General features: G+C 42.3%; 22 protein-coding genes, 4 tRNA genes and 1 pseudogene. 4 read left to right on the top strand and 23 right to left on the bottom strand.

The features are described 5' to 3' along the window. Nucleotides 1-353 precede the first annotated feature (353 nt). A pseudogene (gene tnpA, locus AC1ECB_RS01935) lies at nt 354-754 on the top strand (IS200/IS605 family transposase). Nucleotides 755-838: 84 nt separating this feature from the next. Here tnpA and AC1ECB_RS01930 read toward each other — a convergent pair. Genes AC1ECB_RS01930 through nadD form a run of 8 tightly spaced genes read right to left on the bottom strand, consistent with a single transcriptional unit; the run spans nt 839 to nt 12,605 of the window. Then, nucleotides 839-2,038: an ABC transporter substrate-binding protein gene (locus AC1ECB_RS01930; RefSeq protein WP_485667218.1), complete on the bottom strand. Its 1,200-nt coding sequence runs from the start codon at nt 2,036-2,038 to the stop codon at nt 839-841. A gap of 33 nt (nt 2,039-2,071) precedes the next feature. Then, nucleotides 2,072-6,463, bottom strand: coding sequence for a hypothetical protein (locus tag AC1ECB_RS01925; RefSeq protein WP_485667217.1), 4,392 nt, complete (start codon nt 6,461-6,463; stop codon nt 2,072-2,074). Then, a complete protein-coding gene (locus AC1ECB_RS01920; RefSeq protein ID WP_485667216.1) occupies nt 6,463-7,185 on the bottom strand; it encodes a DUF6063 family protein in 723 nt (240 codons plus the stop codon). The genes AC1ECB_RS01925 and AC1ECB_RS01920 overlap by 1 nt, the downstream gene beginning before the upstream one ends. Next, the gene (locus tag AC1ECB_RS01915; RefSeq protein ID WP_485667215.1) at nt 7,182-8,834 is read right to left on the bottom strand and encodes a hypothetical protein; all 1,653 of its coding nucleotides are present in this window, start codon (nt 8,832-8,834) and stop codon (nt 7,182-7,184) included. Before AC1ECB_RS01915 ends, AC1ECB_RS01920 begins: the two co-directional genes overlap by 4 nt. Then, a complete protein-coding gene (locus tag AC1ECB_RS01910) occupies nt 8,815-9,936 on the bottom strand; it encodes a Wadjet anti-phage system protein JetD domain-containing protein (protein ID WP_485667214.1) in 1,122 nt (373 codons plus the stop codon). The genes AC1ECB_RS01915 and AC1ECB_RS01910 overlap by 20 nt, the downstream gene beginning before the upstream one ends. 60 nt (nt 9,937-9,996) lie before the next feature. Continuing rightward, on the bottom strand, nt 9,997-10,977 hold the full coding sequence (locus AC1ECB_RS01905; RefSeq protein ID WP_485667213.1) for a cysteine hydrolase family protein: 981 nt from the start codon (nt 10,975-10,977) through the stop codon (nt 9,997-9,999). Nucleotides 10,978-11,029: 52 nt separating this feature from the next. Continuing rightward, nucleotides 11,030-11,938: an NUDIX hydrolase gene (locus tag AC1ECB_RS01900; protein WP_485667212.1), complete on the bottom strand. Its 909-nt coding sequence runs from the start codon at nt 11,936-11,938 to the stop codon at nt 11,030-11,032. Between the two features lie 52 nt (nt 11,939-11,990). Then, nucleotides 11,991-12,605 (bottom strand): nicotinate (nicotinamide) nucleotide adenylyltransferase, encoded by a 615-nt coding sequence (nadD, locus tag AC1ECB_RS01895; RefSeq protein ID WP_485667211.1) that lies wholly within the window; start codon nt 12,603-12,605, stop codon nt 11,991-11,993. A 181-nt stretch (nt 12,606-12,786) separates the two neighbouring features. Here nadD and AC1ECB_RS01890 point away from each other — a divergent pair, with 181 nt between their 5' ends. Next, nucleotides 12,787-12,990 carry a 4Fe-4S binding protein gene (locus tag AC1ECB_RS01890; RefSeq protein WP_485667210.1) on the top strand — a complete coding sequence of 68 codons (204 nt, stop codon included), beginning with the start codon at nt 12,787-12,789 and terminating at the stop codon, nt 12,988-12,990. A gap of 135 nt (nt 12,991-13,125) precedes the next feature. Here the strand turns inward: AC1ECB_RS01890 and AC1ECB_RS01885 are convergent, their stop codons facing one another. From AC1ECB_RS01885 to AC1ECB_RS01845, 9 genes are all read right to left on the bottom strand, one after another. Beyond that, nucleotides 13,126-13,308, bottom strand: a complete 183-nt coding sequence (locus tag AC1ECB_RS01885; protein ID WP_485667209.1) for a hypothetical protein — start codon at nt 13,306-13,308, stop codon at nt 13,126-13,128. 44 nt (nt 13,309-13,352) lie between these two features. Beyond that, nucleotides 13,353-13,709 carry a nucleotidyltransferase family protein gene (locus AC1ECB_RS01880; protein WP_485667208.1) on the bottom strand — a complete coding sequence of 119 codons (357 nt, stop codon included), beginning with the start codon at nt 13,707-13,709 and terminating at the stop codon, nt 13,353-13,355. 636 nt (nt 13,710-14,345) lie between these two features. Further along, a tRNA-Arg gene (locus AC1ECB_RS01875) sits at nt 14,346-14,420 on the bottom strand. Nucleotides 14,421-14,525: 105 nt separating this feature from the next. After that, nucleotides 14,526-14,915, bottom strand: coding sequence for a zinc ribbon domain-containing protein (locus tag AC1ECB_RS01870; protein WP_485667207.1), 390 nt, complete (start codon nt 14,913-14,915; stop codon nt 14,526-14,528). 107 nt (nt 14,916-15,022) lie between these two features. Beyond that, on the bottom strand, nt 15,023-16,357 hold the full coding sequence (locus tag AC1ECB_RS01865) for an MFS transporter (protein WP_485667206.1): 1,335 nt from the start codon (nt 16,355-16,357) through the stop codon (nt 15,023-15,025). 165 nt (nt 16,358-16,522) lie between these two features. Further along, on the bottom strand, nt 16,523-17,038 hold the full coding sequence (locus AC1ECB_RS01860; protein ID WP_485667205.1) for a 3H domain-containing protein: 516 nt from the start codon (nt 17,036-17,038) through the stop codon (nt 16,523-16,525). A gap of 137 nt (nt 17,039-17,175) precedes the next feature. Continuing rightward, nucleotides 17,176-17,251, bottom strand: a tRNA-Val gene (locus AC1ECB_RS01855). A 62-nt stretch (nt 17,252-17,313) separates the two neighbouring features. Then, a tRNA-Glu gene (locus AC1ECB_RS01850) sits at nt 17,314-17,388 on the bottom strand. A 2-nt stretch (nt 17,389-17,390) separates the two neighbouring features. Beyond that, nucleotides 17,391-17,466: transfer RNA gene (locus tag AC1ECB_RS01845), tRNA-Asn, on the bottom strand. Nucleotides 17,467-17,626: 160 nt separating this feature from the next. Here AC1ECB_RS01845 and AC1ECB_RS01840 point away from each other — a divergent pair. Continuing rightward, nucleotides 17,627-18,739, top strand: a complete 1,113-nt coding sequence (locus AC1ECB_RS01840; protein WP_485667204.1) for an aminopeptidase — start codon at nt 17,627-17,629, stop codon at nt 18,737-18,739. Nucleotides 18,740-18,892: 153 nt separating this feature from the next. Here AC1ECB_RS01840 and speE read toward each other — a convergent pair whose 3' ends face one another. Beyond that, on the bottom strand, nt 18,893-19,729 hold the full coding sequence (gene speE, locus AC1ECB_RS01835; RefSeq protein ID WP_485667203.1) for a polyamine aminopropyltransferase: 837 nt from the start codon (nt 19,727-19,729) through the stop codon (nt 18,893-18,895). Between the two features lie 188 nt (nt 19,730-19,917). Continuing rightward, a complete protein-coding gene (locus AC1ECB_RS01830) occupies nt 19,918-20,436 on the bottom strand; it encodes a YmaF family protein (RefSeq protein ID WP_485667202.1) in 519 nt (172 codons plus the stop codon). A 188-nt stretch (nt 20,437-20,624) separates the two neighbouring features. Here AC1ECB_RS01830 and AC1ECB_RS01825 point away from each other — a divergent pair, with 188 nt between their 5' ends. Then, nucleotides 20,625-21,347 carry an SIMPL domain-containing protein gene (locus tag AC1ECB_RS01825; RefSeq protein ID WP_485667201.1) on the top strand — a complete coding sequence of 241 codons (723 nt, stop codon included), beginning with the start codon at nt 20,625-20,627 and terminating at the stop codon, nt 21,345-21,347. A gap of 139 nt (nt 21,348-21,486) precedes the next feature. Here AC1ECB_RS01825 and AC1ECB_RS01820 read toward each other — a convergent pair whose 3' ends face one another. From AC1ECB_RS01820 to purM, 4 genes are all read right to left on the bottom strand, one after another. Next, nucleotides 21,487-21,762, bottom strand: coding sequence for an ABC transporter permease (locus tag AC1ECB_RS01820; RefSeq protein WP_485667200.1), 276 nt, complete (start codon nt 21,760-21,762; stop codon nt 21,487-21,489). Nucleotides 21,763-22,327: 565 nt separating this feature from the next. After that, nucleotides 22,328-23,869, bottom strand: coding sequence for a bifunctional phosphoribosylaminoimidazolecarboxamide formyltransferase/IMP cyclohydrolase (purH, locus tag AC1ECB_RS01815; RefSeq protein WP_485667199.1), 1,542 nt, complete (start codon nt 23,867-23,869; stop codon nt 22,328-22,330). 20 nt (nt 23,870-23,889) lie between these two features. Then, a complete protein-coding gene (gene purN, locus AC1ECB_RS01810; RefSeq protein ID WP_485667198.1) occupies nt 23,890-24,507 on the bottom strand; it encodes a phosphoribosylglycinamide formyltransferase in 618 nt (205 codons plus the stop codon). A 12-nt stretch (nt 24,508-24,519) separates the two neighbouring features. Then, nucleotides 24,520-25,569 (bottom strand): phosphoribosylformylglycinamidine cyclo-ligase, encoded by a 1,050-nt coding sequence (gene purM / locus AC1ECB_RS01805; protein ID WP_485667197.1) that lies wholly within the window; start codon nt 25,567-25,569, stop codon nt 24,520-24,522. Nucleotides 25,570-25,574: the final 5 nt, after the last annotated feature.

The raw sequence follows: 25,574 nt of genomic DNA, 5'->3' as shown, positions 1-25,574 counted from the left end.
TCGCTCCTAATATATATCCACTAGTACATATATAATCGTACAAAACAAAGTTCTTCATTAGCGAAAATTATCGAAAATTATCATTTTTACATAGCAAATCTTTTTTAAAAAGAATATGACTAAATTACTCTACGTCCTTCGCCCCGAAGAACTCGAATAATGAATGCTCCGCTTCCTTTCAGATGCTCTAATTTCTCCGTTATTAACACCCTTCTTCTCGCGATACTGTGTAATAATTTGTTTTGTGATAATTTGTCCATATTGCTGAGACTTTGCTGTTTCCACTTTGTAGTCATGTTTCGTCTTTAACTTTATGAAGTTATTCATTTCTACTCTCCTAAAACAAAAAACCAGTGAAAACTAACGCTACCAGCCATAGCAAGTACAATAGTAACTACCATCTTGTCTGGTGTCCTAAGTATCGTCACCAAGTCTTAACAGGTAGAATTGAAGCCTATCTGAAAAAGCTGATTTACAATATATGCGGTCATTACAAGTACGAAGTCCTGAGCATGGAGGTAATGCCAGACCACATCCACCTGTTTGTATCTGTTAAGCCCTATGTCAGCCCCACTGAGGTTGTTAAGACTCTCAAAAGCATTACAGCGGTGTGGATATTCAAGGCTTTCCTGACCTCAAAAGGCGTAAGTTCTGGGGGGCTGGACTATGGAGCAAAGGCTACTACGTGGGAACGGCTGGCGCGGTATCGGCAGAGACAATCCAAAAGTATATTGAGAATCAGAAGTTAGTCTAATCGTATATGTGAGGGGTATCGAACCCCTCACATATACCGCGCTTACATCCCCGGCCACAAGGGCGCGGGGTTTTACGCGCGACGTTATAAAAAGCTCCTATTTAATCTTGCCAGTAATTTCCCGGTATCCTGCCCTCTGATGTAGTCCCAGCCAAGCCACTTTAAAACTGCTTTGGCTGGTAGGTTATGAGGTACCTGCGGATGAAGCGCGGGAAAATAGGCACCAGCACAAATGCGACCAAATTCCGGCCCGTTAAAATAGTCAATTAACGCTTGCAATTCTTCGGCCTTTGAGGCTTTTACCAAATAAGACAGCGGTGTTATTGGTGTTCCATCCTCCATCCAGATAACTTTTGCCTCTGCCGGTGGTGAAATCGTATTGGCAAAAAAGTACGGCATCACATAGATGGGTGGTCGGTCATGATTGCTGCTGGCCATGCTTTTGATCATTTGGGATGGGTGCATGCCAGTCCGGACCGACCTCCTTAAAGCCGCAATGCCGGCATCGCCATATTGCTGATAAATGGTTAGCAGAATGATATCATCAAAATCACCGCTGCAACCATTCAAAACCACCTTCTGTTCATATTCCGGCTGCAGTAAATCTCCCCACGTTTTCGGAATCGGCAGACGGCCCATCTGCCGACAGTCAATTACCACCACAACCGGGTTGATGGCAACAACATTATACCAGCCCTGCCTATCAACAATACCAATATAGTTAAGAGTACTATTTATCGGTTTCGGTTGTTGTAATGAAGTGGTGTACAACCCCTTATTCATAACCTGTTCGATAAATTTGCTATTGAACAAATTGTAATCTGTAGTTACTATCAAGTCTGGTACGTCATTAAGATTTTCAACCTGCTGCAGATATTCCTCAAAAGACAACACATCATTACTGCATGACCACATGTAATAATTAAGCTTGATATCTTTTTCTACCCGCAGTTTCTTTAAAATAGCTTGCAAGGCCCAGTTAAGCGGCAGGGTGAGAGCACATGGCAGTTGCGCAACAAAATTAAATACCTCATGGTTATTCATTACAACTTCTGGCAATTGACGATACTGCTCCGCATCTTCAATTTTGTCAACAAGTAAACTGATAAATAATTCTGGATTAATTTTTTTAATGCTCAGTAATGTTTTTAGTCGTAAAACCGCCCCTAAGCCTTGAGCTAGCTCTTCTTGGGTAACTATATTAAAGCCTGTAAAAATATCCATTGTTTCCGGATATTTGTCGACAATCCCCTGTATTGTGCACTCCAGTAAATTTTTATTCATAGACTACTTTTCCTCCACACGACTAAACCAAGTTTATGGCATAAACATTGATAATTGTTCCGGTTCCACATACCTCATCACATTCTCATCTTCTTCAACCCGCACATCCTTAACTACTACTCTCATCCGGCCATCCTCAAGGATTTCCTGGTTTAAAAGATAGCTAACTCCAAACCTTGAAGTGATTTCCCTCGGAATTCTGTGCCCGGGAGCTATGAGTTGGACATCATTTTGTTTCAGTATTTTGAACATAGGATCCCATAAATAAACGGCAGTAGTAGCGCCAAAGGGGTTGTCAGCAATAATAACCTTCCTGGTTTTTATGGAAGAATTAGTGATGGATAGCATCCTAATAAAGGAAATCAGGCAGGCTGCAAAAATAAAATACAGCGAATTATTTTGTCCTTCTGAGCCAATGGCATTTTCCCAACGGTAGAATTTTGAGTTTTCTGCGACGCTTTCAATCTTATACAGCCTAACAACCGCTTTCTCCATATCAGCAATTTGCGCCAATAACTCTTTTACCGCAAGCTTGGCAACAATGCGCTTTCGATCGATGGCTCCTTCCTCACCTATTTCCTTGACAATTCCATTAATATGAGCCTGCATCCGCAAATACTTTTCTTTTTCGTCAAATTCCTGAAGCTTTAGCTCAATCATATTAATCCGTCGGCCGTATACTTCGATCCGTGAGAGCGATTCAAGCTTTCTTAAATGCCCTAATACAATTTCCGCGCGCTGGATACACCTGCGGGTAAAATCTTGCTGATAGCTTTCCAGTTGGACAATATCGCTGCTAATTTTCCTCATTTGTTCCTCAAGATTAGCAGTATACTCAGCAAACGCCTGTTGTCTGCCAACACATTGCTGCGAGGTTGCAGGGTGTTCTATTTTCGCCAACTCCTCCAAAGGCTCGCGAATAACAAAACTGCCGGTCTCCCCGCCAACTGTTTTAATCCTGTTATCCCATTTCTCGCACTGCTGCTGGATATCATCCCTTAATGTATAGTACTCTTTTTCAAAAAGCCTAAAATCTTTTGTTTCCTGTGCCAGAGTCCCCTCAATAACTACTTTTTCTCGCTCGATAAACACATCATAATCCTCGGCCTGGCCACTTAGTCTATCAGTTTTTCGTCTGATTTCTTCTAGTTCTTCTGTTACAGTTGCAATAGCTTGTTCGTAACTTTTTATAAGCTGCTCGACAGTTTCTATTTCCTGCTTATACCGATCCTCGCTGTTATACACCGGCAAGTCACTTTTGGCCTCTGCGGGAAAGTCTTTTAACAGTTCTTCCAGCCGTACTTCAGCTCTTGTTATTTCGATGCTGATTCCCTTAATTTTTTTGTCTGTTGCTTTTAGCTCCGCATTATTCTGGGACTCATTCAGCTGTGCCGCTTCGATCATTGTTTGAGAAGGAATGGTAATCAGTTCTCTGTTTTCTTCGCTGTTTTCAAATTCGTCCAAATCCCTGCCGTAATCCCGCTTAATTCGATTTTTAAGAGTATTAAGCCTTTTCGCACAGTCATTCAGCTGGCTTCTAAGCTCGTTCTCCTCAGCCACTTTGCCGCTTACCGCTTCATGCAAAGCCTTATATTCTGCCTGTGCTTGCGTCATAGCAAGGCTGCTTTCGATTTCTGTGAAACTAGCTAACTCCTCTTTAACCTTATTTATATCATTTAGTTCGATCAGTAATCCTGTTATTTTTTCTTCTATCGCACTATACTGCCGGGTCAGTTCATCAATAGCGGCGTTACTGCTTGTTATCGTATTGGTAACAGCCTCCTGCTCCTTACGCTTGCCGCTTAGTTGCTCTCTGATGTTTGTCAGGCCGTTTCCTGTTTGGATAACTGCTATAAGTTTATCCCTATTTTCCCGGCAATCCTCGGTAACCTTTAACAATTCTCTGTTTTTATCCTGTAAGCAACACTGTTGTTGTTCGTGCAGGCTGATCTCAGCGTCAATGGTCTCGCTCTGTTTTCTCAGCACTGTTAGTTCATTAGCCAGAGTTTCCACGCTTTTCTTAGCGTTTTCAAGCTTATCGAGGGGATATTGAGCATGAAAGACAGCCACCTTGGACAGAGCATTACCTAATTCTTCTATTCTTTTTTCTATAGCGTCAATTTCGCTGTCAGTCGCTGCCAATACATTTTCAATACCTTGAACATATTGTTCATAACAGCTATTATGCAGCACCATATCTGCAAAGCTGCAAATATAATATACATCGGCACTTTCAGTGGCATCCAGTAACCGTACTGACTCAACATTTACAACCGGCACAGGATAGTCGGAAGCGAAATCCAGCTTCAATCTCCCGGTTTTTAGTTTTGCAAAGGATTGTCTGTCAACAAGTACGGAAAATGGCAAATAGGGCAATGTACGCAAAATATGTTCTTTCTCGTGAAGATCGGTCTTCGCGATCCAGTCAATTCCTGGCTGAACAAATTCACATTTGGCATCTAACTTTTCGGCCAGTGATACTATCGCTTCATTGGGTACATAATAGCCTCTCGCCTCAGACAGTTGTTTTTTCTGCCGCAGTCTACCTGCTTCTATTTCCTTTTCCAGCTTGGCCAGTCGTTCCTCGTTAAGTAGTAGTTCCAAGCCTTCATGGTATTGTTCAAGCGTACTTTTACCAAACGCAGCCGCCTTTTGCTTTAACCCGGCTAGTTCGTCTTGATATGCTGTCAGCCATTTCTCCTGCTGCTGTTTTGTTCCAAAAAGTTTGTTGATTTCGCCTTGTGTTTTTACACCCTCGATCTTCAAACTTTGAACCTGAGTGTCTATTGATTTTATTTCCTCATTATTTGAACCGGTTTGTCTTATATATTCCGTTAAATTATCTTCAGCTTGTCCTAAAAACTGCTCAGCAAAAAGAAGTGCTTCTGTCTCGCCGCGCTGTAAGAAGAACTTGTTCAATTCCTGTTGCTTATCTACTAAGGACTGCTCTTCCTTCTTCAAGCTAGTAATCGCAGCTGCCAATACGGCTTCTTGTCCTGTTGCTGTAAGCAATGTCTGCTGGGTTTGCTTTTGCTGAGTGGTAAGTCTTACCTTTTCAGCCATGCATTTTTTGTTGGCCTCTTCAAGCTCTGCCAACCGCCTATTCGTACGAAACTTTAGCTTGCCTCCCATTATTTTGTAATCAGCCTGTAAAGTATCCCCGTCTATTGCCATTATCTGGAGTTGTTTTTCGATTTGCTTGAGTCTTTGCTTATCAGTACGATAATCGCCATAAGCCTCCAACGCAAGAAGGTGGTCAAGCTGCTGTTTGAGTTCCCCTTGCCTGGCGGCCAATTTATCCCCTACTGCCTGCCACTGCTGTTGAACTACCAGCAGTTTCTCTTTTTCATAGTTAACCAAGCCCGCTGCCAGCAACTTCTTTAGGTTTTTTCCTTCATTGCTGCTGGCAGTATTATAATTAAGACTCGTGATGGCTGTTGTTTTTTCCTGGTCCAGTTGGGTTAGCTCGGTACCAATCCGGTTCCGGATGGCTGCAGCTTGCCCTTTAACCGCTTCGTATTCCTGGAATGCGCCCAGCAGATCGTCATTTCGGCTGCTGAATTCCGTGTAATAACTCTTTATCTTTTCATATTCAGCCATATGCCCCTTTAGTTTGAGGTACTCATTAAGCCTGCTCCTGATTTCGATAAGGGTATCTGCCAGCAAAACACTCTCATTATTTTGTTTACTGCCCTTATTCATGGTTTCCATATCCTCTACAATCTTCACAAATCTGTTTTCGATCAGCTTTCTGGAGGTAGCGTCCTGGCGGAAATAAGACTCAATATTATTTTCGCCGCTATTGATTCCCCTGATGATATTCCATTCGGCAGCAATAAGACTTTGGGCAGAAATATAGCGCTGATATTGCTCAATTGTATCAAATACTTCGGCCGGCAACCCTTTTTGCCTCAGTTGTTGTACATATTTTCTGATATCATCAAAGTTCGCGTAAGTTTTTCTACCAGACTCCCCGGTAACCAAAGGCACTGCTTTTGTCCCGGATATTTTGTCATCATTATAGAAAACGCACCAATTTAGGTGCTCAATATCTCCTGCCTGCAAATTCTTCTCATCTTCAGACGCCTCTGCCAACGGTTCACTGGCACTTTTTCTTTTTCTGGCTGAAAACCCTGTCAGCAAATAGTTGTAGCCGCCGCCCTCTTCTAGTATCCACTCAACAGCCACATGAGATGTTCTGTCCTTGCCGCCCTGAAACAACAGACTTACCGGTTTCTCCCCCCGAAGGTAGGTCTTCGGCAAAACAGTCTGCAGAATCATCAGCAGCAAAAGAGATTTCCCGCCGCCGTTTTCCAAATCGTAGGTAGTATTCTTGCCACCTAGTTCCATCATAAAATCATCATAAAACTGGGTGGCATTATTAAAGTGAACATTGACAAGCCTCACACTTTTTATATGTGGCATCAGCAGCTTACCTCCAGACTTTTAACAAATGCCAGCAGGTCTTTCCTGTTATCTCTGTCCTCATAATAGTTCCAGATTATAGCCTTAAAGCGATCAGTCGGATAAATTATTTTTTGCACCATATCTAACACAATGAGTCTTTCGTTATGGAGAAATCTGCAGATGTTTTCAATAAAAGCAACCTTGTCATTCTTGCCACCTGCGACCCCTTCTCTGGCATCAGGCAACCGTTGCCAAACCTTGCAAATTTCTGCGAAATCAAACTGATTTTCCTGGCTGACCGCCTCTAAATCTTCCGTTTTTACTAAGGAATCCAACCTCTTAGCAACACTTTCAATAAGATCCTTTACTTTGATATAGGCCACCGGCGTATCCGGATAAGCCTCCCGATAAAACATGGTAATAAGGGTCATGATGATAAAATAGCCAGTAAATAACTCGCTGTTATTGGAAATATAGCTAATCTTGTCCCTCAACTCCTCGTTCGTCCACCCAAAAAGCCTACTTCCGGCTTCCGGACAAAGAACCAGGCTGTCGTTACCGGAATAAACTCTTAGTTCCAATTTGCCGGCAATATGAACAAGCATTTCTTCTACCTCAGTACTGTACCTGTACTTTTCATATAGAAGCTCATTCTTGCCTTTGCTCACTTCTTCTCCCTGCAACAGCACTTTAAGTATCGCCAAAGCATTATCCAATACTTCCATAGTTCCTGAATTCATGGTTTACTTTCTCCTATAAACAGCATATTCGTTATTTTTAACCCCGGCAAAAGTTCAACTTCCGTTTCAGGAAAGCTTTTAACAGTAACTTGATTTATCTTTCCACTACTATGTATCGCAAGTGCAGCTTTTAAAAAAACTGCCTCAATTGATTTTAATTCTTCATCAATCTGTATCTTGGCGTCGGCAAAACTAATTGTTCTCGAAAGCTCCCCGATTTTCTTGTCTCTGTTCATTTCAATAACAAAACTAATAAAATCTCCGTTATAGACGCTATCTTCCGAGTATTGGTCCACAAGACTGCGGCAAAAATCCTGTAAATAAACCTGTCGTTCAGGCTTATCCAGTTCCTCCAGTAATTTAGCCGCATAGAACACAAAATTCTTTTTAACACGGTTGCTCGTTATTGCATCAATGGTTACCCTGTCGACCCAAACATCACTTGCCTGGTCTTCTGTTTCTTCCTGCCTCACCTTTGCTACCCGCTGTGGCTCAAAGGCTCTTACTAGATTAAAGCTTTTTTTCCTATTGGGATTCATTAACGGCTCAAATAAAAACTTTAAGGCTTCCGGTCGCTCATTGCGGTTGATAAGATTTTCAAACTCGCCCTGAAAATTAAACCTTTCCGTAAATATGGCTTTTCTTCTCACGCTTAGCGCGTTATCATACTCCCCGGTAAAGCTCACTGCTTCCTTTAATAACTCGGTATGCAATGTCTGAGCACGGCCAATTTCTTTTTCAATAATTTTTATTAAAATAAAAGTACGCGATTCTTTTGTGCTAGCTTCACCCTTATGAATTCTATCAACATATTCATTAAATGCAGTGCCAACATTTTTCACTGCTGTTTTAAATAATTCGGCTTCTTCTTCAAACTGCAACACAATACTTTGATGATAGCGATTATAAGCCTCACCAGAATCTAGTTGTCCATACATCATAGCTTCCAGCAAAGAATATTTTCTATCTTTTTTCTTTTGCACTTCCATGTTCAATCTTCTTACTGTTTCATAAGCAAAACCAAAAGCACCCTTTTCCATTTGCTTTTGAAACAAGAGAAGGTTAATCGTAATCTTTGTTTCGTCAGGAAACTCCTTGGTCTTAAGATAAAAGTCAACGCCCTGCTCAGTGATGTAGTATTGAAGTACATTATCTTCAGACCGCTTAATTTCGAGGAGTTTTACATACTTTTCCCTGAAATTACCTGTTTTAAAATTATACGTAGTTAAAGTAAAATTCTGGCCACCGTTTTGCAACCCATCCAGGATTTCTGTCATGAGCCCCCTTACACCCGCCGCAGTTGGCTGTTTCATCGGGATTTGCTGCAAAACCTTGGTTAGAAATACTTCCAAAACTTGAAACGTAATTCTTTTATGTTTAAGCTTTCCTTCATAAATCAGATAGGAAAGCACCACAAAACAGAGTTCCGGAACCAACCTTAAGAACTCATCTTCCAGCTTCCGTTTGCGGAGCATGTCTATTATGGGAACGTATATTTTGACTTGATCTAACCGTACATCAAGTTCTGCAAAAAAATCAGCAGCAAGGGCAAGTTCCAGGTCTTTTCCGCCGGTGTTTTCCTGGATAATTTCGCGGGCCACTATGTCGTCCTTATCGTTTGTAAAGCTATTACTTCTTAGATCCACCATTTGATTTACTGCCAAACCTTTCTCGCATTTCGGTAGCCGATAAGGCTTCCTGCGGTATATAGAAGCCACCTTCAAGATGCTTTTTGATTTTTACAGCCTGGGACTGGGGAAATTTTTCAATAAATCGGGCAATGTTCTCCGGCTTGAGCTGCTGTTGTTTGGGTATTTTCACAGCTGATTTTCTCAGGCCAATCTCTAAAATAGCCTGATAGCCACTATAAAATGGGACTATTTCATACTGAGGATATTCATCGGCAAGCTCACAGTAAATATTGATACCCTCAGGATCCAAATCACCAAAATAGCAAAATTCATCTGATTGCAGATCAACTTCATATTCATCCATAAACTTGAGGCTACTAAGGATTTTCCTTCCTTCACCGTAAACAAGCATATCGACCTGGATACTTGATGAATCATCCATAATATTTTGTTTAAAGGACCAAAAGGTATCCTTGTTTTCGATAATGTAAACCTTTCTTGCCGCCCGCAAATGAAAATCCTTTTTTTGAAAGCTAAAAAAGGGTTCTACCGTTTCTTGACAATCAATGTCTAAAAAACTAAGTCCCAGCCTTTTGAGGACAGTTTCTCCATGGCTTCTGGTTTTCCCCGCTCCTTTAAAAAACTTTTCATCACCAAAAAGCTCATAAGCACGTTCATTCACTGTAACCAAGCCACTGCTATGCTGTCTGAGAAAGTTGGAAATAGTATCGATAATTCCTCTGTCTTCCACGAAATCCTGCGGATGTTTAATATAGTAATCCAGTGTTGCCGGCAGAAATATGCTTTCAATTATTTGCGAAATTAGCCTATTATCCTTTTGCTTACCTTCTTTATTTACTCTGTATTTTTGATATAGCCCACTGATCGTATTCGGTTTCTTACCTACAGGCGCTATGTATTGCTCCGAAACAAGTTTACTAACCGCAGTATTAAATGCAGCCCGCCCTTCCGGGCTTTGAAGAACAACCGGCATATCATAATTAACACCTTCAACGGCGGAAAGCATCTTTTCTAAAAGAATATAGCTACGCCGGATACTGATAATTTCGTTTTTTAACTTTAGGTAGATTTCATCAGTATTTGTGTCTTTATTGTTCATTATATACATACTCCATTACGATAAAATAGGATATAGTTTCTATATTTATTTTACCATATTTCAAGCTTTCGTAGATTTTACAACCCTCATTCCTGCTACTTTGAAATTTTCCAGGGCTTCTTTGGCAATTGCCGGAAAATCGGGGCTGCCTGCTGTTGGTTGGACAGGTGACATACAATCTTCAAGGATATAAATTTTATTTTCTTTAAAACCACGCGCGTTATTAGGCATAAGTTTCTTATCTTTTTCAATGACCTTAAGCATATCTTCCAACGTCGATTTTACGCAATGGCTCGCTGCTTCCCCTGCAACATATACCCGATCAAACTCCATCAACTCTGTCATCAATTTTTCGTTGAAGTTTCCAACAATTTTTAGTGAACCATCTTTAAAATATAGCTTCGAAACTTCGGGCGATAATACGCTGTAATTTTCTGTCCAGAGGCTTTCCCCTTTAGTGATCCATTTTATTTCCTTGCCGGTCATCAAAGAGTAGAAAAATAACGCTTCATACAGCATTGGAACCACCGCATTATCGACAGAACCTTTCTGCGTGTGATACTCCCAGGTGATTAGAATGTACTTTTCACCGGTCTCAAGCTGTTCAAGATAGCTTTCAATGAGTTCAAGCGGAATCCATTTAGCATAGGGTCGCCACTTTTTCTCTTTTACATTTTTTAATGTAATAATCGAAAACGGATTCGGATTTTCATTTTGATCGTTTACCCAAAATCCCGGAGTATGGATTTGAAATACGGTGTGGGTATCAAGAGACACTCGAATTTCATCAATCCGCTCCAGATTGCGGTAGATAAAATTACAAATTCGTTCTATATCTTTCTCAGCTCCATTGACGTATAGGCTTGCACCAGGGATGCAAAATCCCACCTGTGGGTCAACCAAAAAGAGAACTGTCTTTTCACTACTAAAGGCAGTATTACATTTTTTTCGAAGTTGCCGTACTTCATTTTGAATTATGTCATATCTGGGTAAGTATAAATCTCCAGCACGGTTAGGAGAATAAAAACCAGGAGTTTCCACTTGAATTCATACCCCTTTTTTAATTATTCATCAGATTTTGAGATAAGTTTCACTAATCTTCTACCCAATCGGGATTGAAACGAAACATTCTGGCCGGCTTATAAGGCTTACCGGACTCCCATTCATCTGTCTCTATTACCATTTTCTTCTGCTTCTCCATTTTATCGCGAAAATTTCTACTATAAATGGCCTTCCCGGTGATAACTTCATACAGTTTCTTTAGTTCTGTTAAAGTAAACAATTCCGGCATAAGAGAAAAGGCAATATCGGTATATTCTACTTTGTTCTTTAAGCGCTCAAGAGTATAAAAGATAACTGTTGTGTGGTCGAAAGCAAGCCCATAGGGATTATCCATGCATTCAAAATCAACTTTAGAAGTTCTGCCTTCCATCTCCTTAGTTACAATTACAGTATCTTTTATTTCCTGCTCGCCATTTATCAAGGATAGCTCATACGTTGTTCTGCGAATATAACCTGTTTGGGTTTGCGTTTTTATTTCTTCAAGCATTGTGGCTTTTACATCAAACCAACAGGCATCCTCAGCATCATCGCCGGCTTTTACGTTTAGTTTAGAACTATCTACCAGTGCCATATAGGAAGTGCTGATAACTCTACGGCGCAAGTCACGGTAAACCTTGCCCCAAGTATAAAGTTGTTCCATGTAAACATTAGAAACGTTAGTTTCTTCTTCCAGCTCCCGGATTGCCGCAGTATCAAGGTCTTCAAAGTAATTAACGAACCCCCCCGGCAAAGCCCATTTACCTTTATATGGATCAGTTACATCAACAACAAGGGGGTCCCCCTTACGTTTAATAAGCAGGACTCGTAACACTTTATCCGGAACTGACCGAGCTTTGGTTTCAATATCAACAGCAGTCAAGATTACCATATCTACAGTAGTAGACGGTTTTTTAAATTTACTGTCATCATAGTCTTTAAGAAATTCTTTTTGTTCGTTCATAATTCAATCCTTCCTTTTCGATCCCAAATTCCGAACATTCAGTCGTTTAACATCATAATGGTTCGCTTAGTAAGTAAACATTATTGCTTTTGATATACCAATACACAGCTTCAGGAAGCAAATATCGGGGATCTGCGCCGTTCTCAAATTCTTCTCTTATGTAACTAGAACTAATTTCGTTAACTATGCCTTTATAAATCAGGCTAAAATTCCGATGATATTTACGGAGCATTGGGGTTTTGGCGATTATTTCACCCATAGGAATATTTTGTCGTTCAATTACGATAAATTTAGTAGCTTGAATGAATTTTTCTCCATAAGTCCAATTAGGCAACTCTGCTAAAAGATCTGCTCCCATCAGAAAAAACAATTCATCGTCCGGATATTTTTCTCGAAAATATTCCATAGTAAAGTAGCTATATTGCTTGCCGGAGACAGCCTTCATTTCATGGTCATCAATCTCAAATATATTACTATCAGCCACAGCTAATCTTAGCATTTCCATCCGGTGAAGATCTGCTACCTCTATATTCTTATCAGTGCGTTTGGATGAAGAAGGAAGTAATATAACCTTATCTAATTCTTCTCGTTGCGCGATTGTGTTTGCTGACCATAGATGCCCATTCGTTGGAGGATTGAAGGAAGAACCATAAATGCCAATTCTCATTATATCACCCGACTTGTTGGTATTTTACTATTAAGTTTTTATGCTGTTAGTATATTACCACTAAGTAAGAAATGCAAGTATTATTTATAGTGTTAACCAATAGGTGTTTGCAGGAAAAACATCCGAAGTCAGCGAAGAATACTTCTGTTGCTCTAATTATTCCAATTTAGGATGTGATATTATGGAAAAACAAACATCTCCCAACTATCAAAAGCCGAAAGTATTAAAGTATCTATGTAAAACCTGCAGTAAATGTATTCTGATATGCCCTTCGGAAGCGATAAACTACGAAAACGATAACAAAGCTTTTATTGACACTAAATTATGTACTGCCTGCGGTACATGCAAACATATTTGCCCTGAGTATGCCATCCGGTCAACGTAAACGAGCATGCTAAACAACATTCAATCCGGGTCAAAACGCGGTCAAAAACACAATTATTCCATAATCTTAATAAAAAATAAACTTCACGCAAACCTGCGTGAAGCCTTGATTTCTCATTTTTTATGTATTGCCCCACTAAAACACATCATTGCTTCTTATGATATCAGCAATAAAGACTTCCGTAAACCCAACAAAAGCTAGTGCATTATCCAACTGCTGCTGCGCTTCGATTTTACTAACAACGTAAAAATCATAATAGGATCGATTGATGGAATTCGCTAGGCGATTCTCTTCAAATGCATCTATAGCATCAGCCAAACATTCTTGCTTTCCCTAAACGGTACTTAGCCAATTCCAGCATCTCAGCTTGCATAATATTCAACACCTTCAGTTCTTACATTCCGATAGAAAGGCAAAAACGGCACCCAATGATGGAAATGTTCATAATTTTTATCGATAATTGACGGGAATACCCCATATTTGAGTGAAACATCAGTGATAACCCCAGCAATCGCATTATTATATTGACTTAACTCGGAATCGCTTAGATCAACCAAAACCATTATGTCCATGTCTGAATATTCTTCTTGCTCTCCACGGGCATATGATCCAAAAAGGATTACCTGACGAAGTTTATTACCAAAAATATCCTTCATACTATATACTATTTCGTTCATAATAGCATTCACACAATTTCTTTTATCTTTAGCAACAGCCACCGTCATAACCTCCCTATCCCCTGATTCTTACCTACACATTATCATTATAACCAAAGTAAAGTCAAGTTAATTCCCATACCAAAGTTTCTGGTATCCAACAAGCTTGCAATGCCCATTATATACGCATTAATCAGTATGCCGAACAATGTGGCTTAAACAATTGCCAAATGACTTATGACACAATCATTTTCGATGGGGATTTAACAAATGCAATATATATGACCCATTGGATGATTATGAACTCTTTTTTCTTGTTACAGGTTTTCTAAATTACGAAATCGACCTTTTATCCCAAACTGACCAAAATTTAGCAACAGTAGTTCTTTCCAATCAAAAACTAATCTATGAGTTCATTGATAATTTTTGTACGGATGTCACAAATACAATTACTATTCCTGACAACGAGACTTTTAAGCAATTTAAAAGCGCCAAAGCAATTAGGGATAACCGCTCTACAATTCACTTATTTCAATACATTCTATAAACATTTCCAAAACTGGATGCAAGCAAAATACAAAGACATTCTTTGCTGTTCATTCTCGTCGTTTAGAAATATTTTGTCCGTTAAATACAATCCAAGCAGTTTAAAACGAAAAAAGCCTTCCAGCGAAATCGCTGGAAGGCTTGATTTTCTTATGGTGCGCCCGGCAGGAATCGAACCTGCGCTTCCAGCTCCGGAGGCTGGCGCTCTATCCCCTGAGCTACGGGCGCATTATATTGTGGCGTAACCACAAAAATGATTATAGCATATTAGGTGTATCTGTGTCCAATAAAATTATCATGTTTTTTCTTGTAAATTTTACAGCCTGCTTTAGCCTATTTGGTTTCAATAGGAGTCTGGCAGTAAGGACACACCCGCCATTCACGATTAAGCTCTTTACCACAGGAAGGACAGACAGGCTTTAGCGTAAATCCACAGTAGGGACAGAGCTTGAACTCCTCTTTGACTCTACCGGAACACATAGGGCATTTAATCGTCTCTTCATCTACCAGTGTTGCCTCTACGTCAATAATATCCTCATTACGGCGCGGTTTCATGACTGACTTACGACCAATAAGGAGATACAACGGCAAAAAGATAATCAAAGCAGCAGCTGTTCCAACTGCCCATAGTAATGCTGATCCCAAATCATGACCACGCCCTCGAGCATCATTATATACCCAATAAGCGGCAACAGCCCCTATTAACAGACTAATAGTCATCATGAATTATCTTCCCCCTTGCAAATTTACTATGCATCAAATTATATCATGACCTAGCCAAACTAGCAAAAAAATACTAGAACGATACCCGTTCTAGTATTTTTTGCTCACTATTTACTTATTTCATCCAAAGCTTTGCCTTTGGTTTCTTCACCAAATAGCCACACAGCAATGGCAACTACCAGCATGACACCAGTAAACATAGTAAATACATGGGAAAAACCTTGCGACCCCGCGACCATGTAACCGACAATAGTCGGTGCCAGGATTCCGCCAAAGCGTCCGACCGCCGCCGCCCATCCGGAACCAAAGGCCCGTATCCGCGTAGGATAAAGTTCCGGTGTATAGGTGTATACAACCCCCCAGGCACCAAGATTAAAGAAGGACATCAAACTACCCCAGAGAAGCACAATTTGAGCACTGCCACCTTGACCAAAGAAATACGCACTAACTGCACTCATTGCCAAATAGCCTGCCAGCGTTGCCTTCCGGCCAATACGGTCAACCAAATAGGCGGCACTAAAATACCCAGGCAATTGAGCCACTGTCATAATTAATACATATTCAAATGTCTTGAGAACAGTATGTCCTTGCTGAACCATAAGCGATGGCAGCCAAGTAAAGATACCATAATAGGAATATACAATACCAAACCAAATTATCCATAGTATAATCGTCCTCTTGGCAAATTTGCCAGTCCACAATTCCTTAAAGGCTATCTTATCTTCAGTAAAGTTTGCCAAATCTGCGTTGCTTGTTGCCGCCGGCTGAACAGGCGCTTCAATCCCAGCGGACTGCTCTATTCTTGAAATAATTTCCAGGGCTTCAGCATGACGCCCTTTATTAATAAGATAACGGATAGATTCAGGTACTCCCATTCGAATAAAAAATACATAAAGTGCCGGTAATGCGCCTATGAAAAATGCCATTTGCCAGCCAAAGCGGGGAATAACAAAATACGAAATAAGTGCCGCCGCTAACCAGCCAACTCCCCAGAAACTTTCCAACAAGACAATAAAACGGCCACGCCTTGCCGGTGGCGAGTACTCTGTCATAAGTGTCGCCGCGACCGGCAACTCACCGCCTAAGCCAAAGCCTACCAAGAATCTAAACACAAGTAATGATTCATAATTCCAAGCTAATCCACACAGTCCGGTGGCTATACTATACATTAGCAGTGTGACAGTAAATACTGCCTTACGACCATATTTATCAGCTGCCATACCTCCCAGTACTGCGCCAATAGCCATACCTAGAAGACCAATGCTGCCGATAAAACCCATTTGGGTCCCCGACAAACTCCACTCCTTAGCCAATACCGGCAATACAAAAGCAATAATCCCGGTATCCATAGCATCAAACAACCAACCTAGCCCCGTCAATACCAGCAATTTGTAATGAAAGCGGCTGACTGGAATTTGTTCTAACCGTCTGATAGTGTCCATATCTCTCGACCTCCTATGTCTTTACAGCTGTCTTGTCATTACTATGTATTATACTGGCCTTGTCGTAAGATGGCAACTACTTTTTTCGCCTATTGCTATTCGTATTGGCTCGGCGAGATTGGCAAAAAAAAATTGCTACCGGTTTTAATACCAGTAGCAATTTTTCTATTCAAGCAGTATCCCCAACGCCTTAAGTTCAGCGGCAATATTCTGTAAAATTTCAGCTGTCGGCGCTTCAATGGTGTGTAAATGCACCCCACCAGTAACCAGCGAAAGCGGAGCCGCATCACTTTCGGCTGATTTATGTAGAAAATCGGTCAAGTCCCGCCGGGATGCTAACATTAAGTTGGCTTTAATCTCGCCATACACAGGATGCTCAACACTAACATCAAGTACACAACCGCCATTATCAATAATTACGGCAAGTTCGGTCTCTATACGTTTACTATCATGACAGCAGGCAAACTTCGCGCTAACAGTAGTCGGGGCAGCCGCTTGTAAAATAACATAGCCTTGAGGAGTTGCGTATATATCAGCACCAGCTGCCCGTAAAATAGCAATATCACCAACGATGACCTGCCGGCTTACCCCTAACTTTTTTGCTATTGCTGTCCCCGTTATTGGTTGCCTGCTTTGCTGCAACAAACTAGCAATCTGATCACGCCGTTCTTTTGCTTCCATAACCGAAAACACTCCTTCCGGTCTCTCATCAACCTTATTCAAGATATATTATATACCAAAACCACTTGTTCATCGATATTTCTTCATCAGCAGGATAATGAAAAAAAAGCTTACAGTTTTATCTGCAGCTTTCTTTGTGGTGGGCGATGACGGGATCGAACCGCCGACATCCTGCTTGTAAGGCAGGCGCTCTCCCAGCTGAGCTAATCGCCCGTACGTATTCAATTTTCGAATAGCATTATCGACTATCACTTGTCGCTTATCGCACTTCGAGATGGTGACCCGTAGGGGATTCGAACCCCTGATACCGCCGTGAAAGGGCGGTGTCTTAACCGCTTGACCAACGGGCCTTTGGCTCCTCGAGTAGGACTCGAACCTACGACAAATCGGTTAACAGCCGATTGCTCTACCAACTGAGCTATCGAGGAATTTTCAATAACATAATGAATTATATAATATGTCTACTCAAATTGCAAGTACAATACACATCATTTTATTGATCAAAACCAGGTTTTCAAAGGATATTCTTATTAAAACATCAAATACTGATAGTATATATCAATAACCAAACTTTAAGGAGGTACTACTTTGGATCCACGAATAAAAACTCTCGCCCAAAACCTGATTGGTTATTCTACCAGTCTTGCACCAGGCGAAAAAATATTAATTGAAATGTTTGATGATGCTTTACCGCTAGCCAAGGCACTTGTAGATGAGGCTTACGCCGCAGGCGGTATTCCTTTTCTTGAAATTAAAAACAGCCAATTACAGCGTTCACTGCTTAGGAAGGCTTCCAGTGAGCAGCTCGCACTTGCCGCCTCTTGGGAGCAGGCTAGAATGAAAGAAATGAATGCCTACATTGCCATCAGAGCCAGTTTTAATATTGCAGAAATGGCTGATGTCTCTGATGCCCAATTACAAAGCTACCAACAATACTGGGTAAAACCAGTGCATCTTGACGTGCGTGTCCCCCATACCAAGTGGTGTATCTTACGCTGGCCAAACGCTTCGATGGCGCAATTATCGAATTCCAGCACCGAAGCTTTTGAGGACTTTTATTTCAAGGTGTGTAACCTTGATTATGCCAAAATGGCTAAAGCCATGGACCCGTTGATTGCGCTTATGGAGAAAACCGACAAAGTAAAAATTACCGGACCTGATACTGAACTTACTTTTTCTATTAAAGGAATACCAGCGGTAAAATGCTCAGGACTGAGGAATATACCTGACGGTGAAGTGTATACTGCTCCTGTAAGGGAATCGGTAAATGGTGTCCTCAGTTACAACACGCCTTCAGTATATCAAGGATTTACCTATGAAAATATTCGCCTTGAATTTAAAAATGGTAAGATCGTCAAGGCAACTGCCAATGATTCAGAAAAAATCAATAAGGTTTTTGACATTGATGAGGGTGCCCGCTATATCGGTGAATTTGCACTAGGAGTAAATCCTTATATTGAAAAACCAATGAAGGATATTTTGTTTGATGAGAAAATCAAAGGAAGCTTCCATTTCACTCCCGGCAATGCCTATGATGCTGCCTTTAATGGCAACAAATCTGTCATCCACTGGGATCTTGTCTGTATTCAAACAGCCAAATACGGTGGTGGCGAAATCTGGTTTGACGATAAACTTATCCGCAAAGATGGGCAGTTTGTACTTCCTGAACTAGCAGGCTTAAATCCAGAAAGTCTAATTTGACACTCCCGACGGCTAAAGCCGTGGGATTCTTGGGTGATAAAACGCCAGGTAACTGATAAAAGCGAGATTGCTTCCTTTGCGCTTATGATGACTGTGAGCACAGCAGCTCTTCTTTATCATCACAGTCGCCAGTGTGGCAATCCCGCTCTTTTCTTACCTTACTAATTTCTTCACAAAATTCGGCAGAGCAAAGCAGCTCTTTTGCAGTTCCCGGTTATAATAGCGGGTATTAAGGTTTTCTGGAATGCGGCCAATATCAATACTAAGCGGATCATACTTTTTAGAACCAATGGTAAAACAATGCAGCCCGCCCGGATACAAGGGAATATTCGCCAAATATAAACGGGTTATCGGAAACATTGACGTAATGTCTGCAGTAAGCTGCTGGATAAGATTCTGATGATAAAAAGGCGATTCTGTCTGTTGCACAAACAAGCCGTCAGATTTTAATGCTTTGTGCACATTCTTATAAAATTCGTGAGTAAACAAGCCTTTTCCAGGACCAATTGGATCAGAACAATCTACAATAATGACATCATATTTATTCTCTACTTCCTGCATATGTTTGATGCCATCGCCAATCTTAAGCTGTAGCTTGGGATGGTTCTCGTTTAAGGCCGAACTGATTTCCGGTAAATATTTTTTACTAACCTCCACCACCAGGCCGTCAATCTCCACCATCTCAGCCACTTCAACCGACTGGTGCTTGACTACCTCGCGTATTGTACCGCCATCTCCACCGCCAATAACCAAAACTTTTTTGGGATCAGGATGAACAAATAAGGGAACATGCGCAATCATTTCATGATAAATGAACTCATCAAATATCGAGGTCTGAAAAACACCATCAAGTACTAACATCCGCCCAAACTCGTATGCCTCAACTACTGCAACCTCTTGAAATTCCGACTTCCCTGAGTATAATGTTTCCTTAATTCGGGCAGCAAGACCTAGATTCTTAGTTTGGTACTCTGTATACCATAGCTCCATTTGTATAATCCCCCCTACTTATCTTAGCTTCTACAGCTTGTCTAACTTATATCATTTATATAAAAGAAAATTATACCACAAATATTACCATAGTAAAAGCTTCCTTCACAAAAGAACAATAAGAGCCTCTTTTTTAAAACAAAAAACCATCAGAACACTATCTGACGGCTTTTTGTTGGGCAAGTATACTATTCTTCGTCTGGACGCTTTCCATATTTATACTTGTACTTAGGTAGGGTTTTTACCGGCATCTCGCAAATTTCTTCACACGGATCTTCAATGTCTTCAACGCACTCATCTTCGTATTCTTCTTCACATTCATCCTCTGTTTCCAGGTCACAACATGGTACAAGACCAGTAGCACCGGTAAAGCTATGACAATGACACTCATCTTTGCTAGTCATGCCTTCAAAGAAGTGAACATGGTTGCCGTCCGGCATTTCAATCTCTGGTCCTGTCATAACATCCTCGGTATGCCAGTGACCGCCTTCCCCTTCTTCACATATAAATGAAGTCCGGCCATGTATCCGGTGTACATGACATCTTCCTTTGTCTTTTGCCGGACCGCTCACCCCCATAATAATATGCTGATGTTCATCTGCCACATCAACTTCTGTTATATAGGTATGAACATGTGGCATCATCTCCTGTTCATCAGGATGGTGATGCTGATGCTTGGGTTTGCGATCTTCTTCACTAATAGGCATAGTCTCCTCGCACCTCCAAAATGTTTTCACATCATATCTTATGCCACAATAGCCCTCTTTGCCACCTATCTTATCTGCTGACCAAACTGTTCGCTAAGTCTCATTTTATATTATTTTTGATATTTAACTATTTTCTGCGTTACTTCTGGCTATCTTAACCGTTTATATGAGTAAAGGAGTTGATGACAATGTTCAAATACGTCAAATCGTTGAGTTTAGCACTGCTGCTAATGGTAGTTGCACTACCTGCTGCTCTAGCCTCTGAAACAAACCCTAATGCTACCGAAGTACAGGTAAGCGGTAGTTACCAAGAGGAAATCGCCCCCGACATTGCATATATTAATCTAGGTACAGTAACCGAAGCCGAAACCGTTGCTGCCGCCCAAGCCAAAAACGCGGCCGCCTCTACAAGCATCCGTCAACAGCTAGAAAGTATGGGAATAAAAGATGAATACATAAAGACAGCGCATTATGCGGTAACGCCAATTTATAAAAATGATGACACTGGCCGCCGCACACCGACTATTAAGGGTTATCAAATTACCAACAGCATCCTGGTGACCACTGTGCCAGATAAAGCGGGCGAGGTTATCGATACCGCCCTCAATGCCGGTGCTAACCAGGTCAATAACATTCGGTTTGGCAAAAAGGATGAAAATGAGGTTAGAAATGCCGCTCTGGCCCAAGCAGTCCGCGATGCGATAAGCAAAGCCGACGCCATCGCCGCCGCCCTAAACAAACAAGTAGTCCGGGTCAAGGTTGTAAATGAAAATGGTGTCAATTTTTATTCGCCTGAGGCAACAACCCGCCTATACGGTAAAGGAATAGCCGATAATCTGGCAGCAACGCCTATCTCCGCCGGACTGGTTCAATTATCAGCCAATGTTCAAGTCACCGTTGAATTAGAATAAAAAAGCGCTACCGCGCCCTTGAGGATATGTTTAACCGCAGAGGACACAGAGAGCGCAGAGGGGAGATGTATGTCAACCATTCCCTCTGTGTACTCTGCGTCTCTGCGGTTAAAAAAACTTATACTTTATCTCCAGGAAATCAACCTTTTTTCCAGCCAATTGAGGGAGTAATTAAAAGTTCTCCAATTCCCAGCCACAAAATAATCAGCGGTAACAGTGCAATCTTCGGTATAGGGTATAGCGCGTGAACAAGTGGATTACCCACTGCCTCCGCCAAGCGAAAGAAACCGGTGGCAAGTCCTAGCAATATACCAGCAGCACTGCCAATAAAAAATCCCCAGCCAATCCGGTACAGACTGGCTGTAGCATTGGTTAGTAGCTCCCCGCTGACAAGCATATCCCAACTGGTAACCACTAGTCCCCCTTGTCTTTCGTTAAATAATTATGTCCAAGTTTATTCGCCAATAACATCCCGGACACTAATTGGAATACTTTTGTACTTTTCTTCACTAAAAGGTAAAATCCTTCCTTAGCCCAGTTGCTTACCTTAAAAAGCGCATAGAAAATACCGGCAGGAATCCTGCCGGTATTTTTTATAAGATAAGTATATGTTGTTGAGAGTTATGGAGGCCTTATAAAACAAGGGATGTCAAGTATAAAACCCGGCACAGGCGGCCCCGTGCCCTGTACCCCGTGCCCTGTACCCCGTGCCTTGTACCCCGTGCCTTGTACCCCGTGCCTTGTACCCCGTGCCTTGTACCCCGTGCCCTGTACCCGTGCCCCCGTAACCCCTCGGCCTTTGCCGGAAAAAGCGTTCCGCAGGAGAAAAGCCGGGTGGTATTCCGTTAAAAAATCCGTACTGTTTGAGCGTAGCGAGTTTACGGATTTTAGGAATATCGCCTGGCTTTTCAGCTTTTGGAGGCGTGGGGCCTAGACCTTTTGTTACTTTTGGGGCAATGCCAAAAGTAAAACCCCTTTGCTTAATGTTTAAAATGTCTCATACCTGTGAATACCATGGCAATACCCTGTTCATCTGCCGCTTTAATCGAATCTTCATCATGAACTGAGCCGCCTGGTTGGATAATAGCTGTAATACCGGCTTCGATAGCTGCCTTAACAGTATCTGCAAACGGGAAGAAGGCATCTGAGGCCAATACTGCCCCTTTAGTCTGTTCCCCGGCTTGCGCCAGCGCAATGCCGGCTGCACCTACACGGTTCATTTGCCCTGCTCCAACACCAAGTGTCTTATTATCATTGGCAATTACAATGGCATTGGATTTGACATGTTTAACAACCTTCCAGGCAAATAATAGCTGTTCCCACTCTGAAGCTGTCGGCTGACGCTTAGTAATTACTTTCATAGCAGCTTGCGGTGCGATGGTCATATCAGCTTGCTGCAAGAGCACACCTCCAGCCACTGATTTTACATCCAACCGTGTGCTGTCCGGCTCAGGAAGAACAGCCGCCAGTAGGCGAACATTTTTCTTTTGCGTTAAAATGCCAAGTGCCTCCGGACTAAATGCCGGTGCAATAACAGCTTCGGCAAAAAGTTCACTAATAAGCTGCGCCGTCTCTTTATCTACTTCCCGGTTGAGGGCAATAATCCCGCCAAAAGCAGAAAGCGGGTCAGCCTGGTACGCTTTATTATAGGCTGCGGCTAAAGTAGCACCAATGCCTGTACCGCAAGGATTGGTATGCTTAATAATGGCAGCAGCCGGCTCTGCAAACTCAGCAACCAACGCATATGCAGCTTCTACATCAACAATATTATTAAATGACAGTTCCTTGCCACTAAGCTGTTTGGCATTGGCAACGCCAGGCCCGGTATAATATTGTTCACGATAAAAGGCTGCAGCCTGGTGCGGATTTTCTCCATAGCGCAGATCCTGAGCCTTTTCATAAACCATATGCATCGTCTCCGGGAAAAGCCCCTGATCCAGCTGTCCGCTTAGATACCGCGAAATATAAGCATCATAAGCAGCAGTATGACTGTAAGCTTCCTGCGCAAGCGCCATGCGGTTTTTAAATTCAACCTCACCACCAGCCGTCAGTTGGGCGATAATTTCCCCATAACGTTCTGGGTTAACAACAACAGTAACATACTGAAAATTTTTGGCCGCCGCCCGGATCATAGCCGGACCACCAATATCAATGTTCTCCACAGCATCATTTAGCGTCACACCTGGTTTAGCAACGGTTTGCCGAAACGGATATAGATTAACTGCCACCAAATCAATGCCGGTGATGTTGTGCTCAGTCATTGCCGCCTGGTGAGCAGGATTGTCTCTGATAGCAAGTATGCCGCCATGAATATAAGGGTTAAGGGTTTTTACCCTGCCATCCATTATTTCCGGAAAACCAGTAATTTCACTGACATAGGTTACAGGTATACCAGCCTCTTTGATGACTTTCATGGTGCCGCCGGTCGAAACCAGCTCCACGCCAAAACTGTGTAATGCTTTAGCAAACTCAACAATACCGGTTTTATCTGACACGCTTAACAGCGCCCGTTTGATTTTCATCTGTCTCCCTCGCTTATCACTTATTCAGTTTCAATTATCCGTACACGCCGCCCATCTACCTTCAGCCGTCCTTCACAATATAAGGCCAGGGCCCGGGGGTAAAGAATATGCTCCGCATGTAAAATACGGTCTGACAGTGTCTCTGCTGTGTCATCTTCTAAAACAGGCACAGCCTCCTGCAAAATAATGGGGCCGGTATCCATACCCTCATCCACAAAATGAACCGTACACCCCGAAACCTTCGCACCATAGTCCACGGCCTGCTGCTGGGCATTCTCACCCGGAAAGGCCGGCAGCAGTGCCGGGTGGATATTCATGATTTTTCCGGCAAAACGGTCAATGAAATAGGAGGTCAAAATGCGCATAAAGCCAGCCAGAACAACCAGCTCCACATGACGGATATTCAATTCTTCGGCAACCGCAGCCTCAAATTCATGGCGACTGGCAAACTGCCGCCTGTCAATACAAAGTGTCGGAATATCAGCGGCAGTCATGCGCTTTAAGACATTGGCCTCCGGGTTATCACTAATAACTGCACCAATCTTGGCATTAAGGCGGCCGGCCTCAATGGCATCTACAATAGCCTGTAGATTACTGCCCCGTCCTGATGCCAGTACACCGATTACCGTTTTGTTCATGAAGCAGCCCCCCTACTTAAGTTCAACCAGATGCTTTTTGTCTGTTACTTTGCCAATTATATATGACGTTTCGCCCCTGGACGCAATGTCGGCCTGAATAGTTGCTGCATCTTCGGCGGCAACTAGGAGAATCATACCAATACCCATGTTAAAGGTCCGGTACATTTCAGCGTCAGCTACCCCGCCCCATTCCTGTAAGAGCCCAAAAACAGGCGGCTTAGGCCAGGCAGCTGTATCTACTGTCACGCCACAATCTGCTGGTAATACACGGGGGATATTATCATAGAATCCGCCACCAGTGATGTGAACCATACCATGAAGATCAAATTTTTCAATCAGCGGCAAACAGGTTTTAGGATACAGGCGGGTAGGCTCTAACAGTTCATCTCCCAGAGTGCGGCCTAGTTCCGGGATATAAGTATCAACACTAAACTGCTTTACATCAAAGCAGATCTTACGCACCAGTGAATAGCCGTTAGAGTGAACACCACTTGACGGCAACCCTATTAGCACATCGCCTGGCTTAATTTTTTCCCCGGTTATAATTTTATCCCGCTCTACAACGCCTACGGCAAACCCAGCCATGTCATACTCACCGTCAGGATAAAAACCAGCCATTTCAGCCGTCTCGCCGCCAATAAGCGCACAACCTGATTCGCGGCAAGCCATAGCCACACCGCTGACAATCGCAGCGACCTTTTCGGGTTCCAGTTTACCAACAGCCAGATAATCCAGGAAAAATAGTGGCTCAGCCCCTTGCACCAAAATATCATTGACACACATCGCTACACCATCTTGTCCAATCGTGTCATGCTTGTCCGCCATAAAGGCAACTTTCAGTTTGGTCCCTACGCCGTCTGTCCCGCTTACCAGTACCGGCTGGCGATACTTACCGGAGTTTAATGCAAACAGACCGCCAAAACCACCGATATCACCAAGTACTTCCGGGCGATATGTGGCCCGAACATGGTGTTTCATCAATTCAACTGCTTTATTGCCGGCATCAATGTCCACACCGGCATCACGGTAAGTAAGCTTAGGATTCTTTTCCTTATCGGCCATTCTTT

This window comes from Sporomusa sp. 246TCP1 (genome assembly GCF_057319775.1).
The sequence above is the reverse complement of the archived record's forward strand: the minus strand, read 5'-3'. Positions and strand labels throughout refer to the sequence as shown.

Bases quoted from the DNA above. Each gene is read 5' to 3' on its own strand.
- purM (WP_485667197.1), bottom strand. From the start codon at position 25,569: ATGGCCGATAAGGAAAAGAATCCTAAGCTTACTTACCGTGATGCCGGT.
- AC1ECB_RS01890 (WP_485667210.1), top strand. From the start codon at position 12,787: ATGGAAAAACAAACATCTCCCAACTATCAAAAGCCGAAAGTATTAAAG.
- AC1ECB_RS01920 (WP_485667216.1), bottom strand. From the start codon at position 7,185: ATGAATTCAGGAACTATGGAAGTATTGGATAATGCTTTGGCGATACTT.
- purN (WP_485667198.1), bottom strand. From the start codon at position 24,507: ATGAACAAAACGGTAATCGGTGTACTGGCATCAGGACGGGGCAGTAAT.
- AC1ECB_RS01860 (WP_485667205.1), bottom strand. From the start codon at position 17,038: ATGGAAGCAAAAGAACGGCGTGATCAGATTGCTAGTTTGTTGCAGCAA.
- AC1ECB_RS01910 (WP_485667214.1), bottom strand. From the start codon at position 9,936: ATGAACAATAAAGACACAAATACTGATGAAATCTACCTAAAGTTAAAA.
- AC1ECB_RS01865 (WP_485667206.1), bottom strand. From the start codon at position 16,357: ATGGACACTATCAGACGGTTAGAACAAATTCCAGTCAGCCGCTTTCAT.
- AC1ECB_RS01915 (WP_485667215.1), bottom strand. From the start codon at position 8,834: ATGGTGGATCTAAGAAGTAATAGCTTTACAAACGATAAGGACGACATA.
- nadD (WP_485667211.1), bottom strand. From the start codon at position 12,605: ATGAGAATTGGCATTTATGGTTCTTCCTTCAATCCTCCAACGAATGGG.
- speE (WP_485667203.1), bottom strand. From the start codon at position 19,729: ATGGAGCTATGGTATACAGAGTACCAAACTAAGAATCTAGGTCTTGCT.
- AC1ECB_RS01830 (WP_485667202.1), bottom strand. From the start codon at position 20,436: ATGCCTATTAGTGAAGAAGATCGCAAACCCAAGCATCAGCATCACCAT.
- purH (WP_485667199.1), bottom strand. From the start codon at position 23,869: ATGAAAATCAAACGGGCGCTGTTAAGCGTGTCAGATAAAACCGGTATT.
- AC1ECB_RS01900 (WP_485667212.1), bottom strand. From the start codon at position 11,938: ATGAACGAACAAAAAGAATTTCTTAAAGACTATGATGACAGTAAATTT.
- AC1ECB_RS01825 (WP_485667201.1), top strand. From the start codon at position 20,625: ATGTTCAAATACGTCAAATCGTTGAGTTTAGCACTGCTGCTAATGGTA.
- AC1ECB_RS01925 (WP_485667217.1), bottom strand. From the start codon at position 6,463: ATGCCACATATAAAAAGTGTGAGGCTTGTCAATGTTCACTTTAATAAT.
- AC1ECB_RS01930 (WP_485667218.1), bottom strand. From the start codon at position 2,038: ATGAATAAAAATTTACTGGAGTGCACAATACAGGGGATTGTCGACAAA.
- AC1ECB_RS01870 (WP_485667207.1), bottom strand. From the start codon at position 14,915: ATGATGACTATTAGTCTGTTAATAGGGGCTGTTGCCGCTTATTGGGTA.